Annotated in this window: 12 protein-coding genes, 2 tRNA genes and 2 pseudogenes; 8 read left to right on the top strand and 8 right to left on the bottom strand. The window is 35.0% G+C overall.

The annotated features are described in order from the left end of the window. Nucleotides 1-50: 50 nt before the first annotated feature. The 6 genes and pseudogenes from EAG08_RS12100 to EAG08_RS12075 all read right to left on the bottom strand — a co-directional run bounded on the left by EAG08_RS12100 (nt 51) and on the right by EAG08_RS12075 (nt 8,052). A complete protein-coding gene (locus EAG08_RS12100) occupies nt 51-1,295 on the bottom strand; it encodes an MFS transporter (RefSeq protein ID WP_129535652.1) in 1,245 nt (414 codons plus the stop codon). Next, nucleotides 1,295-3,028, bottom strand: a complete 1,734-nt coding sequence (locus EAG08_RS12095) for a thiamine pyrophosphate-dependent enzyme (protein WP_129535651.1) — start codon at nt 3,026-3,028, stop codon at nt 1,295-1,297. The genes EAG08_RS12100 and EAG08_RS12095 overlap by 1 nt, the downstream gene beginning before the upstream one ends. A gap of 215 nt (nt 3,029-3,243) precedes the next feature. Next, complete coding sequence (locus EAG08_RS12090; protein WP_129535650.1) at nt 3,244-3,690, bottom strand: hypothetical protein; 447 nt, start codon at nt 3,688-3,690, stop codon at nt 3,244-3,246. Nucleotides 3,691-3,734: 44 nt separating this feature from the next. Further along, nucleotides 3,735-4,933 (bottom strand): annotated as a pseudogene (gene lysA / locus EAG08_RS12085) (diaminopimelate decarboxylase). A 256-nt stretch (nt 4,934-5,189) separates the two neighbouring features. Continuing rightward, a pseudogene (locus tag EAG08_RS12080) lies at nt 5,190-6,411 on the bottom strand (PolC-type DNA polymerase III). A gap of 114 nt (nt 6,412-6,525) precedes the next feature. Further along, the gene (locus EAG08_RS12075; protein ID WP_129535649.1) at nt 6,526-8,052 is read right to left on the bottom strand and encodes a helicase HerA-like domain-containing protein; all 1,527 of its coding nucleotides are present in this window, start codon (nt 8,050-8,052) and stop codon (nt 6,526-6,528) included. Between the two features lie 297 nt (nt 8,053-8,349). Between EAG08_RS12075 and EAG08_RS12070 the strand changes: the two genes are divergently transcribed. From EAG08_RS12070 to EAG08_RS12060, 3 genes are read left to right on the top strand one after another with little or no spacing between them, the layout of a single operon-like run. After that, nucleotides 8,350-9,759: an MBL fold metallo-hydrolase gene (locus tag EAG08_RS12070; protein WP_129535648.1), complete on the top strand. Its 1,410-nt coding sequence runs from the start codon at nt 8,350-8,352 to the stop codon at nt 9,757-9,759. Beyond that, nucleotides 9,760-10,125, top strand: a complete 366-nt coding sequence (locus tag EAG08_RS12065; RefSeq protein ID WP_129535647.1) for a rhodanese-like domain-containing protein — start codon at nt 9,760-9,762, stop codon at nt 10,123-10,125. Nucleotides 10,126-10,144: 19 nt separating this feature from the next. Beyond that, the gene (locus EAG08_RS12060) at nt 10,145-10,444 is read left to right on the top strand and encodes a thioredoxin family protein (protein ID WP_129535646.1); all 300 of its coding nucleotides are present in this window, start codon (nt 10,145-10,147) and stop codon (nt 10,442-10,444) included. Nucleotides 10,445-10,520: 76 nt separating this feature from the next. On the opposite strand, the gene EAG08_RS12055 is transcribed toward EAG08_RS12060, so the two are convergent. After that, a complete protein-coding gene (locus tag EAG08_RS12055) occupies nt 10,521-11,342 on the bottom strand; it encodes a hypothetical protein (protein ID WP_129535645.1) in 822 nt (273 codons plus the stop codon). A 211-nt stretch (nt 11,343-11,553) separates the two neighbouring features. Next, a complete protein-coding gene (locus EAG08_RS12050) occupies nt 11,554-12,306 on the bottom strand; it encodes an amidohydrolase (RefSeq protein ID WP_129535644.1) in 753 nt (250 codons plus the stop codon). 98 nt (nt 12,307-12,404) lie between these two features. Between EAG08_RS12050 and EAG08_RS12045 the strand changes: the two genes are divergently transcribed. The 5 genes from EAG08_RS12045 to EAG08_RS12025 all read left to right on the top strand — a co-directional run bounded on the left by EAG08_RS12045 (nt 12,405) and on the right by EAG08_RS12025 (nt 15,050). Further along, nucleotides 12,405-12,845 (top strand): DUF6646 family protein, encoded by a 441-nt coding sequence (locus EAG08_RS12045; RefSeq protein ID WP_129535643.1) that lies wholly within the window; start codon nt 12,405-12,407, stop codon nt 12,843-12,845. Between the two features lie 105 nt (nt 12,846-12,950). Then, nucleotides 12,951-14,297, top strand: coding sequence for an RIP metalloprotease RseP (rseP, locus tag EAG08_RS12040; RefSeq protein WP_129535642.1), 1,347 nt, complete (start codon nt 12,951-12,953; stop codon nt 14,295-14,297). 80 nt (nt 14,298-14,377) lie between these two features. Further along, nucleotides 14,378-14,451: transfer RNA gene (locus tag EAG08_RS12035), tRNA-Asn, on the top strand. Nucleotides 14,452-14,632: 181 nt separating this feature from the next. Beyond that, nucleotides 14,633-14,706 (top strand) — tRNA-Asn (locus EAG08_RS12030). 35 nt (nt 14,707-14,741) lie between these two features. Then, a complete protein-coding gene (locus EAG08_RS12025) occupies nt 14,742-15,050 on the top strand; it encodes a GIY-YIG nuclease family protein (protein ID WP_228446544.1) in 309 nt (102 codons plus the stop codon). Nucleotides 15,051-15,249: the final 199 nt, after the last annotated feature.

Raw genomic sequence — 15,249 nt, 5'->3', positions numbered from 1 at the left:
ACTTCACACATGAGTGCGAAGTTTAATTAATATTGTCGTATTTAAATTACTTAAACAGCTATCGTTTGATTTTTGACTTTGCTTCCGGTTTCTTTCAGTAAAAATGAAATTAAAATCGCCAAAACAATTCCGGAAATCCAAAATAAAACGGAATGCTCAAAATGTAAATTTCCTGCTGAAGTATCTAAACTTTTCCCAAACCATCGGCTGAAAACCGGGCTTAGCAAAGTGGTAACGCCGAAAGTAATAAAGTTGATTGCTCCCGTTGCACTACCTTTTACATAATCAGGATTGGTTTCTTTAATCACAGAATACGGAATCATCGCCGCACCCGAACCTACTCCAAAAATAAACATACTGATTTTTGCAGCATACAAATCCGGAAGGTAAATCATTTGAAGAAAACTTAGAATCATCAATAATGCACCACCAATTAAAACAGGTTTTCTCCGACCTATTTTATCCGTAATAAATCCTAATAACGGACAACCAAAAGCCCAACCGAAAGCGACCATTGCACTAGTAATCGTTGCTTCACGGAAAAGAAACTGCTTATCTTTTTCGAAAAATGCGACCGCCCAGGTCATTGCAAAAATTGTAGTTGGTGCAAAAAGTAATCCTGAAATAATTCCGCATAACCAAGATTGAGGATTTTTAAAAACGACTTTATAAGTTTCTAAGTAGCCAACAGATTGATGTGGTTTTTCTTCCGGCTCATCAGACTGATCATCTTTAGGAGTAAAAAAGTAGAGCAAAACAGCTGTAATAATGGTGATAATTCCAGACCAAAGCCAAAAACTATTGATATTAATTCCTTCTTCCACCCATGGTCCTACTAAAAATTGCCCCGCAGTTCCACCCAACATTCCGATGCATTGTGTTGCTCCGATGGCTGTTGCCAAAGATTTTGACGAAAAGCCTTTACTGGCAAGATAAACGCAGCCCGGAAAAGCAAAAGCACAACCAGCACCTTGTAATAATCTTCCGGTAATTCCGGCGGTCTGGCTTGAAATTAAAAATAACAAACAGCCTATTCCCAATATCAGACAACCTGCAAAAAGAGATCTTTTTCCGCCAAATTTATCTAAAGCAATTCCGGCAATCAAACTACAGGTAGAATAGGTGTAATAATAAGTACCCACCATGCTGATCAGTTTCAGTTCGGTCGTTTTAAAATTATTGACCAATTCAGGAATCATTACTGCCGGAGCCGCTCTGATCACGTAATCTAAAAAATAAAATATAAGACCAAATACCCATGCAATGACATAGAATTTTTTCAAAGTACTACTCATTACAATAACTCCTTGATATGTTTATAATTACTCTTTACAGTGTCTAGAGCTTCCTCCATTTTACCTCCCAACATCAGCTGCGCCATAGATTTTGTCATTCCAATTACCTGCTCAAACTCAATTTTCGGAGGCAACGCCAGAGCGTTTGGATTCGTGAAAATATTGAGAAGATAAGGTCCGTCATGATTTAAACACTCGGTAATCGCACCTGCAACTTCTTCCGGTTTGTGAACATTTTTCCCGGGATAACCCATCGCCTGTGCAATCATCGCAAAATCCGGATTAATCATATCGGTTTCGTTATCCGGCATTCCGCCGACTTCCATTTCCAGTTTTACCATACCGAGACTTCGGTTGTTGAAAACAATCAGTTTGATTGGAAGCTTATATTGAAAAATAGTTGCCATATCGCCTAAAAGCATTGACAAACCGCCGTCGCCACACATCGCAATCACTTGTCTTCCGGGATATGCCAAAGAAGCTCCGATTGCCATCGGCATTGCATTCGCCATCGATCCGTGATTGAAAGAACCCAACATTTTACGCTCGCCTGTTCCTGTAATAAATCTTGCTCCCCAAACACAGCACATTCCTGTATCAACGGTGAAAATTGCATCATTTTTCGCAATCTGATCTAAAGTATGTGCAACATATTCTGGCTGAATAGCGTCTTCTTTTCCGAACTCTTTTACATAAGTCAACTGGTGTTCTTTTACTTTTTCGTAAAATTCCAATTGTTGATTCAAGAAGTTAACATCTGTCTTTTCTTTTAATAAAGGTAGTAAGGCTTTAATGGTTTCTTTCACATCGCCAGTAAGACCTAATTCTAATTTTGCTCTCCTTCCTAGTCTTTCCGGACTTTCGTCAATCTGAACGATTTTATTCTTTACAGGCATAAATCTCTCATAAGGAAAATCTGTACCCAACAGTAAAACAAGATCAGCTTCGTGCATCGCATGATAAGCTGAAGGCAATCCTAAAAGTCCGGTCAATCCTACTTCATTCGGATTATTCGGCTGAATGGCCATTTTACCTCTGAAAGAATATCCAACAGGAGCTTTTAAAAATTTAGCTAATTCTACAACCTCAACATTCGATTTTTCGGCACCTATTCCACAATAGATAGTAACTTTTTTACTTTCATTAATCAAATTTGCCAAGTGATTTAATTCTTCATCTGAAGGACGAATCACAGGATTTGTTCTGAAAATCTGATTAGAAGTTGTCGCTTCTTCAGCATCTAGCTCAGAAACATCACCGGGAAGTCCGATTACCGCAACACCTTTTTTAGAAATAGCATGCTGAATTGCTGTCTGCAAAGTTCTTTGAACCTGTTCCGGTCTTGTAATCATTTGATTATAATAACTGCAATCATCAAATAATTTTATGGTATTGGTTTCTTGAAAATAATCCATTCCCATCTCATTGCTTGGAATCGTTGACGCAATTACCAACATCGGAACATGCGATCTGTGGGCTTCGTAAACTCCATTGATCAAATGGACGTGACCGGGACCGCAACTTCCTGCGCATACAGCAAAACCATCCAGTTCCGCTTCTGCGGCGGCAGCGTAAGCTCCAACTTCTTCGTGCCTTACATGAATCCACTCGATGCTGCTTTTTTTCACAGCGATATTTAAATGATTGAGACTGTCGCCAGTTACTGCGTATATTCTTTTGACATTGGCATTTTCGAGCATTTCTACAATTTGCTCTGCAATATTTTTAGCCATAATTTACTATTTTTTTAGATTAATTTCTATTTAGAAAATAGAATCTGAAATCAATTGATTATTCATGATTTCGAATGATAAACGAACAATCAAATTTAGTTAATAAAAGATTCTTAAAGAAGCATTGATCAAAATTTATTCAACATCTTATTTTCCGTATAGAGCAAAAAATACTCCGCAATGTCTTGCGGAGTATGATTTTTATTTAATTTAAGTTATTTTGTAGAGCAAAAGCTTTGTTGAGACGTTGCGTAATTGTCATTCGTCAATAGAGCACCATTATTTCCGGAATCTATGTAGTCTCTGGAAAAATTCAGAGCAACAGAAATTTTCTGATTGGTATTATTGGCAAAATGTTTTTTCATTCGCAATACATCTCTTTTCACTTCTCTTTCAAATGCCTGATCAAAGAGTTGCGGGAAAAGTTTGATATCAGAAATTTTTCCGTCTTTATCAATACTGAAATTTAATTTAAAATCTCCAAGCGCCTGAAAAACATTTGCAGTATGTCCTAAATTATTTTGCAAATCTTTATTGAATTTTGCCTGACCTCCGTTATACACTTTTTCCAATTGTTGTTTATCAGACTTTACGCTGACGTTGGTTTGAGAAAAAGAAAATGTAAAAACAGCAATAGCCAAAACTGAAAGTAATTTTTTCATGATGTAATTTTTCGGTATTTTAAAGATACACCTTTTAGTGAAATTTACAAAACTTCAATCTGATTCCTCAAAAGATCTTCAAATTCGTCTCTTTTTCTGATCAAATGTGCCTTTCCGTCTAAGAAAAGAACTTCAGCAGGTTTTAATCTTGAATTGAAATTTGTACTCATCTCAAAACCGTAAGCACCCGCCGTGTGGAAAGCCAAAACATCGCCTTCTCTTACTTCATTCAGTTTTCTGTCCCAAGCGAAAGTATCTGTTTCACAAATATTTCCTACAACAGTATAAATTCTTTCTGCACCTTTTGGGTTTGACAAATTTTCAATGGTATGGTAAGAATCGTAGAACATCGGACGGATCAAATGATTGAATCCTGAATTAACTCCTACAAAAACCGTAGCTGTTGTTTGCTTGATGACATTCGCTTTTACCAATAAATATCCACATTTTCCAACAAGAAATTTCCCTGGTTCAAACCAAAGTTCAAATTTCTTACCGGTCTCCTTAGAAAAATCTGAGATAGCTTTTTCAACTTTTTTACCTAAAGCTTTCACATCAGTTTCCATATCGCTTTCCTGATAAGGAATTTTGAAACCGCTTCCCATATCCAGATATTTCAAATTCGGGAAATGTTCAGATAATTCAAGCATAATTTCAAGAGCCTGCAAAAATACTTCAGGATCTTTAATTTCGCTTCCTGTATGCATGTGAAGCCCTTCAACATTAAGATTGGTACTTTTCATCACTCTTTCAATGTGACGCATTTGGTGAATAGAAATTCCAAATTTTGAATCGATATGTCCTGTGGAAATTTTATGGTTTCCGCCAGCATAAATATGTGGATTGATTCTTACAAAAATAGGATATGTATTTCCGTATTTGTTCCCGAATTGCTCAAGAATTGAGATATTATCGATGTTAATATGAACACCGTGCATCATTGCTTCTTCTATTTCAGCTAAGTCAACACAATTGGGAGTAAATAGTATTTTTTCTTTAGTAAAACCGGCTTTTAAACCTAATTTCACTTCACTAATCGAAACGCAATCCAAAGAAGCGCCGAGGTTCTTTATGTATTTTAAAATATTGATGTTCGTTAAAGCCTTTGCAGCATAAAAGAACTTGGTGTGTTTTAAAAAGAAGATGTAAGTTTCTCGTATTGAGTTTTGATCGATTCAGCATCGTAAACATACACTGGTGTGCCAAATTCTTGGGCAATCTTTAATAATTCTTTTGGATTCATATTCTAAATTTTACATAAAAAAAGGCAGATTCTTCGAAAAGAGTCTGCCACAATAATTATTTTTTATGCAACACAACTCTTTTAGGTATTCCAAACCTTTGAAAACTTTACAGCTCCCTTTTTTCCGGTTTGTTTTTGTTTAAAATTTTGCATTGCTTATTTTTATTCTTTTGCAAAAATACTATTTATTTTGAGAAATTGAATTTGAAATGGATTTTCTTCTTAATAAAAATACATCTGATTGTAAAATGTTCTCTTATTTCGGTAATGGCAAAGTCTCAAAATCACCTTTCAGCAAAGCCAATTGTAAATCATTGGTAAGATCAGATGCTGGCAAAGGCAAATCGATTTTTAATTTTGAGATTTTACTTAAAGTCTGAATTTGGGTAAATAATTCATAGAAACCATAAGAAACTGCTTTTCCGTTTTCTATGATTAAAAATAATTTTTCACCTAATTTTCTACCACTCCCCAACCAAAGTTCGTTTCTTTTTCTGAAATCAATTTTCTTTTAAAAGCTTCAACATCTTTATATTCATCGATTTTACTGATAAACTGAACCGCTTTAGATCCTTGAGTAAAAGCTTTAAACTTCAGAATCGGCTTTTCAGTTTTATTCAATGTATTTTTTTCAGCAACATATTTATTGTTTCTAAAATACAAACCAAAAGGCAAAGACTCTCTCTTTTGATATTTTTTGAATTTAAAATCAGCTTGGCAATGATATCAGTTCCTGTCAATTCAAAATTGATTTGCTCAACATCACGCTGAATTTCTTCAAATTTTTTCGATTTAGAATTGAAAAGCTTTTTTGAAAACTTATTGATATCCTGAACATACTCGGAAAGAATAATCTTCCCAGATTCATTCTGGAAATAAACAAAACCTTTTTCGCTCGGCAAATCTTGAGTTAACAATTTGATTTTGTTGATATAAGTCTTAGCATTCGTCTCTTCGTGCTGCTCCTGAATAATCTCGTTTTCGGTATCTTTTGAAACCAACAATTTAAACAATTCTAAAGTTGCTCTTGCGTCACCTTCTGCACGATGTGCATTGACTAAAGGAATTCCTAGCGATCTTACCAATTTCCCCAATGAATAACTTACCTCATCAGGAATTAGTTTTTTTGCTAAAGGAATTGTATCTAAAGTATTGATTTTAAAATCATAACCAAGGCGTTGAAACGATTGGCGAAGCATTCTATAATCGAAATCGATGTTGTGTCCTACTAAAGTTGTGCCTTCTGTAATTTCAACGACTCTTTTTGCCAATTCATGAAATTTCGGAGCGGTTTTTACCATTTTCGGACTGATATTGGTCAATTTCTGAACAAAGGGAGTAATATCACTTTCAGGATTGACAAGCGAAATAAATTGGTCGACAATTTTATGACCATCATATCTAAAAATGGCGATATCGATAATGCATTCTTTCCTGAACCCTGCACCATTGCTTTCTATATCTATAATCGAATACATTTATTTCTTATCTAACTTAGAATTTCTATCAAAAACTGAACCCTAAAAATCTCAGCACCTATGGAATTCTGCTAAAATAATCAAAATACGTTAAAAACTGCAAAAGATAGACGTCTATCTTTTTCTTCCGCCTAAACCGAACATTCCCAAAATCGCTTTTGCACCTTCTCGCATCAAAGTATTGGCAAAAGTTCTACCGGCTCTGCTTTTTAGAACCTGCTCAAACATTCCCGGTTCTTCTTTTACTGGTTTAGTTTTTTGTGTAGGAGCTGAATTTTCTACCGCTTGTTCCATCCTATTAACTAAAATCTCGTACGCAGACTCACTGTCAACTGGTTTTTCGTATTTTGAAACCAATGCAGACTTTGAAATTAATTCTGAAACTTCTGAATCATTCAAAACATCCATTCTGGATTCTGGAGAAATTAAATAAGTATGAACCAAGGGCGTTGGAATTCCTTTTTCGTCCAAAGCAGTGATAAAGGCTTCTCCAATTCCTAAATTCTGAATTAACTCAGAAGCGTTGTAAAACTCGGTTGTAGGATAATTTTCTACGGCTTTAGAAATTTCTTTTTTATCTTTTGCGGTAAAACCTCTCAGCGCATGCTGGATTTTTAAACCTAATTGAGAAAGCACATTTTCTGGAACGTCACCAGGAATTTGAGTAATGAAATAAATCCCAACTCCTTTCGAACGAATCAATTTTACCATTGTTTCGATCTGAGAAGCCAAAGCTTTTGAAGCTTCGTCAAAGATTAAGTGTGCTTCATCGATGAAAAGAACCAATTTTGGTTTTCCGCTGTCGCCTTCTTCCGGAAACGTCATGTAAATTTCAGCAAAAAGCGAAAGCATAAATGTTGAAAACAGCTGCGGTTTATTCTGAATATCAGCAACTCTTAAAATATTGACAACACCTTTCCCATCTCTCGTTTCAAGCAAATCGTGAACATCAAAACTTAACTCTCCAAAGAAATCTGTAGCACCTTGTTGTTCTAATGCAACGATTGATCTTAAAATAGTTCCCAAAGAAGCGGATGCGATCGATCCGTAATTGGCTGATAATTCAGCTTTACCTTGAGGGTTATCCGTCACATATTGCAGGACTTTCTTTAAATCATTTAAATTAATTAAAGGCAAACCTTTGTCGTCGCAGTATTTGAAAACAATAGACATGATACTTTGCTGCGTATCATTGAGTTCTAAAATTTTACTTAATAAAACAGGACCAAATTCTGTAACGGTTGCACGCAATTTCACACCTTTTCCACCCGAAATACTCATCAATTCAACCGGAAAAGCCTGTGGATTGTAAGGAAGTTGAGTTTTTGCATATCGCTCCTCAATAATAGAATTCATTTGTCCGGACTCAGCAATTCCTGAAAAATCACCTTTAATATCTAAAACCAAAGACGGAATTCCCGCATGAGAAAGCTGCTCAGCGAAAACCTGAAGTGTTTTTGTTTTTCCTGTTCCGGTGGCTCCGGCAATCAGACCATGACGGTTAATGGTTTTTAAAGGAATAGTAACGTTGACCTCTGTGACAACATCTCCTTCCAGCATTCCTTTTCCCAGAATTATATGTTCTCCTTTAGGAGTATATCTTGTCGAAAGTTCGTCAATAAATTTTGTTTTGTCTGCCATTTGATATTTTTTAACTCTTAAAGGTAATTATTTTTATAAAATCTCGAGTTTCAATTTTGTGAATTTCTTAGTAAACTAAATTAAAATTGAATATTGTTGAATATTGTTGAATATGATATAAAACAGTCTACCTATTTTATCCACTTCTCAAATATTGTTTCTGTCTGATATTTAATCCCTTTCACATAGATTGAAAATATGAAAATTGTAATATTGAAAGAAACTATCAATCAGAATTATCATTTCTTTATAATTAATTCATTACTTTGTATAATCATAATATTTAAATAAGACTCAATGAAAATTGAACAAATATATACAGGCTGTTTAGCACAAGGCGCATACTATATCGTATCAGAAAATGAATCCGCAATTATAGACCCGCTGAGAGAAGTAAAACCTTATCTTGACCGCCTTGAAAAAGACAACGTTACCTTAAAATATATATTTGAAACCCATTTTCATGCAGATTTTGTTTCCGGACATTTAGATTTAAGTAAAAAAACAGATGCACCGATTGTTTACGGACCGACTGCAGAACCAGATTTTGACGCAATCATTGCTGAAGACAATCAGATTTTCGAAATCGGAAATATCAAAATAAAAGCACTTCACACTCCCGGTCACACCATGGAAAGTACAACTTACCTTCTGATTGACGAAAACGGTGTTGAAACTGCAATTTTCACAGGTGACACTTTATTTTTAGGTGATGTAGGACGTCCAGATCTTGCTCAAAAAGCAGGAAGCATGACGCAGGAAGATCTCGCCGGAATTTTGTACGAAAGTCTTCACAGTAAAATTTTGCCTTTGGACGATAGCATCACGGTTTATCCGGCTCATGGTGCAGGATCAGCTTGCGGAAAAAATATGCAGAAAGAAACTGTGGATATTTTAGGAAATCAAAGAAAAACCAATTACGCTCTGAATCAACCAGATAAAGAGTCATTTATCAAAGAAGTTCTTGACGGTCTGACGGCTCCACCGAAATATTTTGGGATGAATGTTGCGATGAACAAAGGTGGTTACGACAGCCTTGACGATGTAATGACAAAAGGCTTAAACCCAATTTCTGTAGAAGATTTTGAAAGTTTTGCCGAAGAAACCGGAGCTTTAATTTTAGATACAAGAGGTGCCGGGGAATTCCACAAAGGATTTATCCCAAACTCTATTAACATTGGTTTGAAAGGAGATTTCGCACCATGGGTTGGAAGTTTAATTGTTGATGTAAAACATCCTTTGCTTTTAGTTGCAGACGAAGGAACCGAAGAGGAAGTGATTACGAGATTAAGCAGAGTTGGTTTTGATAATGTTTTAGGATATTTAAAAGGTGGTTTCACCTCGTGGAAAAATTCTACTAAAGAAATTGATGAAGTAAAAAGAATTTCTCCTATTGAATTTGCAGAAAAATTTAATGAAAATTCAAAAGTCATCGACGTAAGAAAGATCGGAGAATATTCTGCTGAACATATTGACAATGCTTACAGCAAGCCATTAGACAACATCAGCGATTGGGTTTCTACAATCGATGATTCTGAACATTTCTTCTTGCATTGCGCTGGAGGTTATAGAAGCATGATTGCAGCAAGCATCCTTAACTCTCACGGAATCAGAAATTTCACCGAAATCGAAGGTGGTTTCAACGGAATTAAAAAAACAGAAAAATTGCCGACTTCGGATTTTGTTTGTCAGTCTAAAACGCTTTAAATGAAAACATTTTTATTTGGAATTATTCTTGTTGCATTTTTTTCACTGAATGCCTGCAAAACCGCATCTGTACAACAAAATGTACACAAAACTGATATTAAAGAATTGGTGAAAAATTCTGAGACCATTTTGGTTGACGTAAGAATTCCGGAGCAGTATGCAGAAGGAACTGCAAAAGACGCCATAAATATTCCTTTAGCGGAAATTCAGAACAAAGCAGAATCTCTCAAAGGTAAAAAGGTTGTGGTCTTTTGCAATAAAGGAATTCAGGCAGACGAAGCCGTAGAAATGTTAAAAAAGAACGGCGTCGAAGTGTATGATGGCAAGACTTTAGATAATATTAAAGCCATTCAAAATTTAAAGTAAAAGATTAAATTAAATCATTATGTCACAAAAATTTCAGGAACTTATAGAATCAGAAAGACCCGTATTGATCGATTTTTTCGCAACATGGTGTCAGCCTTGCAAAGTGCAGTCATCGGTTTTAACGACTGTTAAAGAAAAAGTAGGTGAAGGTGCAAGAATTGTAAAGATAGATATTGATCAATATCCTGCAATTGCTTCTCAGTATGGCGTGCGTGGCGTTCCAACTTTGGCAGTCTTCAAAAAAGGAGAATTGCTGTATAAAGAAAGTGGCGTGCACGATGTGAATCGTTTGACGCAGCTTTTAGAGCAATATATTTAGGTTCAGGCTAAGGTTAAATATAAAAATATATAAAATTTACGGGAATTTCTTGTATCAGTTAGTAAATCCAACTTTTTTAAGGACAGTTTTTCTCATATTCTTTGATGAGTCCCAAATAAATTTCAGCTTGTCGGCTTTGCACCTTATCTGCCACAATATGGAATAACTTTCTAAGTTGCTCCCTGTCATTTTTCACTTCCTTCAGGGTTGTTTTATAAATTTCCTGATATTCTTTTTGTAAAGTTTTGTCCAGCTGTTTGTCCTTCATCATATTTTTATCGAAATCATCAAGATACTTACTAAAAGAACTGCAATTTCCTCCCACCGCTCTGAATGCAGGAACAATTTTTTCAATAGATGACCCCATTTTAGTATTAAACTGGCTTTTAGTCTTTACTGCCAACACCGTAAAAGCACCATCCGGTTTTTTAATATAAAAATTTGAATGGGTGTAATAACAATTGGTCAGATCAAGACACTCGAAAACATTAGAACTGTAGAGTTTAATTTTACCATCATACAACAGATATTCAAACGTTTCAGCTGTTTCATTTGAAAGACTTGCGTCTTTATCAACCGTTTTTACTTTGATTTTTTCCTGAATCTGTGAAACTTCACCACCATTATAGTAAATCACTTTTTTCACATCTTTCGCGCTTATTTCCTTTTTCTTTTGATCATCTAAAGTCGCGTATTTAAATCCAGAAATTCTGTTATGAATAATGATCTGACCGACATTAAGTGTGTTCGTAACAGTGCCAATAATATAAGCTTTAAACGATGACCCATCTTCCAATTGGAATTCAGCAATATCATTTTCATCATAACGACTATCTTTTTGTGCATTTAAAACAAAGCTGAATAGACAAAAGATAAGCAAGAATAATTTTTTAGTCATAGAGTTTATGTTATTAGAATTTAAAAATATAAAAAATTATAACATTTCAACTAAAAAGAAATATATTATTTAAAATAATCAACAATACTTATAAAATGCAACGAATTAACTATCCCTAATATAATTAAACATATGATATTCTTAAAACCCAATCAACCTTAGAATAGCTAGATGAGAGTTCTATGTTTAAATTTTCTACATATAGATAATGCTAATCAGTAATCTCAAAATCATCCCGGTCATTCAAAAACTGAAAATGATTTCTAAAATTCTTTAATTCTTCCAAATTTAATTCTGCTGAAACCAAATTTCCTTTTTTCTCAGCAATTTCCTTTCCATCGGCAAAAAAGCAGTGCGAACTTTCCTGATAAAACAAATCATTTCCATCTGTCCCAATTCTGTTTAAACCAAAAACATACGATAAATTCTCAATTGCTCTCGCTTTTAATAAATGCTCCCAAGCTCCAACTCTTTTTTCAGGCCAGTTGGCAACGTATAAAATCGCATCGTAATCATCATTGTTTCTTGCAAAAACAGGAAACCTCAAATCATAGCAGACCTGCAACAGAAAACGTATTCCAAGATATTCTACAATGACTCTTTCTTTTCCTGGTGTATAAATTTCATCTTCTCCCGAGAATGAAAACAAATGTCTTTTATCGTAAAAAGTGACTTCGCCTTCTGGCTTTACAAAATACATCCTATTATAAAACTTACCTTCTACTTCCACTGAAGCACTTCCGGCAAAAGCTGTATTTTTCTCTTTTGAAACCTTCTTTAAAAACTCCAGAGCTTCTTCATTTTTATCTGAAACTTCAGCAGCATCCATACAAAAACCCGTAGAAAACATTTCGGGTAGAAGAAACAAATCTGCATCCTGATTTTGAAGCTGATTTTCAATTAATTTAAAGTTTTCATCTTTATTTTTCCAGACAATATCCTGATTTAATCCTACAATTTCCATGTTTCTATTTCAAAATTTGTATAAAATTACAGCTTTTAATTCGTTTCGGTTTTATATTTGCTACAAATTGTCATTAGTAATAATTTAAAAATAAATCTATGAAGAAATTGGTTTTTATGCTGATGCTGGTTCTTACGGGAGCAACAGTGAGCGCACAAGCCTACACGGGGAAAGGAGATCAGAAAGTAAATTTAGGCTTAAATGCTTGGGGGTACGGAACAGGGATTGCCGCCACTTATGATTATGGTTTGAATCAACTTATATCCGTTGGAGCTGGAGCCAATGCTTATTTTGACGGTTATAAAGACAATAATGAAGACAACAGAGTTTTTATTTTCGGGAGAGTAAATTTCCACTTGAAAGAAGCTTTGGATTTACCGGAGCAATTGGATATTTATCCCGGCGTTGACTTGGGAGTTCTTGGCAGAGACTTCGGAATCGGAGCGCACATTGGAGCAAGATATTTCTTCACAGATAAATTCGGAGTTTTCGCAGAAGTGGGAAACAACGGAAGCCTTGGTGTTTCTTTCAATTTCTAAAACAGTGGCAGAATATATGACAAAGCTTCTCATTTCGAGGAGCTTTTTTGTTTGACATCCTTTTGATAATTGTTACCTTTGCAAATTAAAATCTAAAAACAATTAATGGAATTAGCAATTAAGATCTTTCAATTTATATTAAGCATATCTATCTTAGTAATTCTTCACGAACTTGGGCATTTCTTACCCGCCAAATATTTCAAAACCAAAGTAGAAAAATTTTATCTATTCTTCGATCCGTGGTTTTCTTTAGCAAAAAAGAAAATTGGTGAAACCGAATACGGTATCGGATGGCTTCCTTTCGGAGGTTATGTGAAAATCGCCGGAATGGTTGACGAAAGTATGGACACAGAGCAACTGAAGCAACCTGCACAGCCTTGGGAATTCAGAGCAAAACCGGCTTGGCAGAGATTAATCATCATGCTTGGAGGAGTTACAGTAAACTTCTTTTTAGCTTGGATTATCTACGGATGTCTTTCTTTTTTCAACGGTGAAACATCTTTTGACACTGCGAAAGTTGATGCTCCGATGAATTACACGAGCGTTGCAAAAGGAATGGGTTTTCAGGATGGAGATAAAATCTTAAAAGTAGACGGAAAAACTCAGAATAATCTTGATAAATTGGCTTTAGACGTTCTATTGAGCGACGAAATCACGGTTTTAAGAAACGGAAAAGAAGTTACTTTCCCAACCAACGACGACGGTAAAGCAATGGCTTTCAGAGACGAAAATCCTAAAGCATTTCTTACTCCAAGATTCCCTGCAATTATCGATTCTATCTACAACCCTAAAACAGCGCAAGCTGGTTTGAAACTTGGTGATCAAGTTGTTTCTGTAGACGGAAAGAAAATTTCTTATTATGACGAATTCCAAACTACAGTAAGAAACAGCGCAGGAAAAAACCTTAAAGTAGATGTAATGAGAAACGGAGCAGTTCAGCCGCTTGTTTTATCAGTATCAAAAGAAGGAACGCTAGGATTGGCTTCTTATAAGCAGCTACAAAAATTCTATGAAACGAAACATTTCACTTTCGGGCAATCAATCGGAAGAGGCTTTACAAGAAGTATTGAAAGCTTAACATATCAGGTAAAACAATTTAAATTAATCTTTAACAAAAAAGTTCAGGGTTACAAAAAAGTTGGCGGACCCTTAGCAATCATCAAAAACATGCCCGTTGACAAAGCTCAAGACGGAAGTGTTTCTATCGACTGGACGGCTTTCTGGAGTTTTACAGCAATGTTTTCTGTTTGGTTGGCGTTCTTAAACTTAATTCCTATCCCTGGATTGGATGGCGGACATGTTATTTTCACATTATATGAGATGATTGTTGGAAAACCAGTACCGCAAAAGATACTAGAAAATGCGCAGATGGTTGGTGTTATCTTCTTGTTAGGATTAATGTTACTGATTTTCGGAGCAGACATCTTTAAAATCATTACCAATAAATTTTAATTTTATTTAAAAAATTAATTAAAAAACTTGCGTGGTTTAAATATCAGTCCTATATTTGCACCACCTAAAAATAGGGACATTCCTCCTTAGCTCAGTTGGTTAGAGCATCTGACTGTTAATCAGAGGGTCCTTGGTTCGAGCCCAAGAGGAGGAGCAAAAAAGACTTACAGCAATGTAGGTCTTTTTTGATTTTAATACTTTCGTGTTTCCATTTATTTTAAAATTTAAATTCCTGAAAAATAATCTGATAGCACTTTTCGGGTAATTTTAACCAAAAAATATTTGCTTGATATTATTTTTCATATTATATTTGCACCACTCTAAAAGAGGAACATTCCTCCTTAGCTCAGTTGGTTAGAGCATCTGACTGTTAATCAGAGGGTCCTTGGTTCGAGCCCAAGAGGAGGAGCAAAAAGACTTACATTACTGTAAGTCTTTTTTGTTATGTATTATATTTATATTTTGTTCTCAGAAACTGCTGATAAATTCTATGCCGGATATACGCAATCTCCGAAGGAAAGACTTTTGAAACATAACCAGCAGGAAGATTTCAACACATTTACCAGAAAATTTCGTCCTTGGAAAATGGCGGCACTTTTTGAGGTTTCAATAGATAAAAATCTTGCAATACAGATTGAAAGGTTTATTAAAAAGCAAAAATCCAGAAAATTTATAGAAATGCTTTGTGACGAAAACTCACAATTCTCGGGTATTTTAGCTCAGTTGGTGAGAGTCCCGAAGCTTCGGGATTAATCAGAGGGTTCTTGGTTCGAGCCCAAGAGGAGGAGCAAAAAAGACTTACATTATTGTAGGTCTTTTTTGATTTTATACTTTTCCATAATCGTACTTTACATTATTTATCAAATATCAACCTCCAGGGTTGTGTAGACGCAATATTCATAGGTTTATTTTCATTACATTTGCATTTTGGTAAATAAACCCAAAAGTCTTT

It is taken from the genome of Chryseobacterium sp. 3008163 (genome assembly GCF_003669035.1).
Lineage (GTDB): Bacteria > Bacteroidota > Bacteroidia > Flavobacteriales > Weeksellaceae > Chryseobacterium.
Note: the sequence above shows the minus strand (reverse complement) of the source record. Positions and strands in the feature narration are given on the sequence as shown.

What these genes read in the sequence shown, in the direction of transcription:
- EAG08_RS12065 (WP_129535647.1), top strand. Translation starts at nt 9,760, where the DNA reads ATGAAAACATTTTTATTTGGAATTATTCTTGTTGCATTTTTTTCACTG.
- EAG08_RS12055 (WP_129535645.1), bottom strand. Translation starts at nt 11,342, where the DNA reads ATGACTAAAAAATTATTCTTGCTTATCTTTTGTCTATTCAGCTTTGTT.
- EAG08_RS12070 (WP_129535648.1), top strand. Translation starts at nt 8,350, where the DNA reads ATGAAAATTGAACAAATATATACAGGCTGTTTAGCACAAGGCGCATAC.
- EAG08_RS12095 (WP_129535651.1), bottom strand. Translation starts at nt 3,028, where the DNA reads ATGGCTAAAAATATTGCAGAGCAAATTGTAGAAATGCTCGAAAATGCC.
- EAG08_RS12025 (WP_228446544.1), top strand. Translation starts at nt 14,742, where the DNA reads ATGTATTATATTTATATTTTGTTCTCAGAAACTGCTGATAAATTCTAT.
- EAG08_RS12090 (WP_129535650.1), bottom strand. Translation starts at nt 3,690, where the DNA reads ATGAAAAAATTACTTTCAGTTTTGGCTATTGCTGTTTTTACATTTTCT.
- rseP (WP_129535642.1), top strand. Translation starts at nt 12,951, where the DNA reads ATGGAATTAGCAATTAAGATCTTTCAATTTATATTAAGCATATCTATC.
- EAG08_RS12100 (WP_129535652.1), bottom strand. Translation starts at nt 1,295, where the DNA reads ATGAGTAGTACTTTGAAAAAATTCTATGTCATTGCATGGGTATTTGGT.
- EAG08_RS12045 (WP_129535643.1), top strand. Translation starts at nt 12,405, where the DNA reads ATGAAGAAATTGGTTTTTATGCTGATGCTGGTTCTTACGGGAGCAACA.
- EAG08_RS12075 (WP_129535649.1), bottom strand. Translation starts at nt 8,052, where the DNA reads ATGGCAGACAAAACAAAATTTATTGACGAACTTTCGACAAGATATACT.
- EAG08_RS12060 (WP_129535646.1), top strand. Translation starts at nt 10,145, where the DNA reads ATGTCACAAAAATTTCAGGAACTTATAGAATCAGAAAGACCCGTATTG.
- EAG08_RS12050 (WP_129535644.1), bottom strand. Translation starts at nt 12,306, where the DNA reads ATGGAAATTGTAGGATTAAATCAGGATATTGTCTGGAAAAATAAAGAT.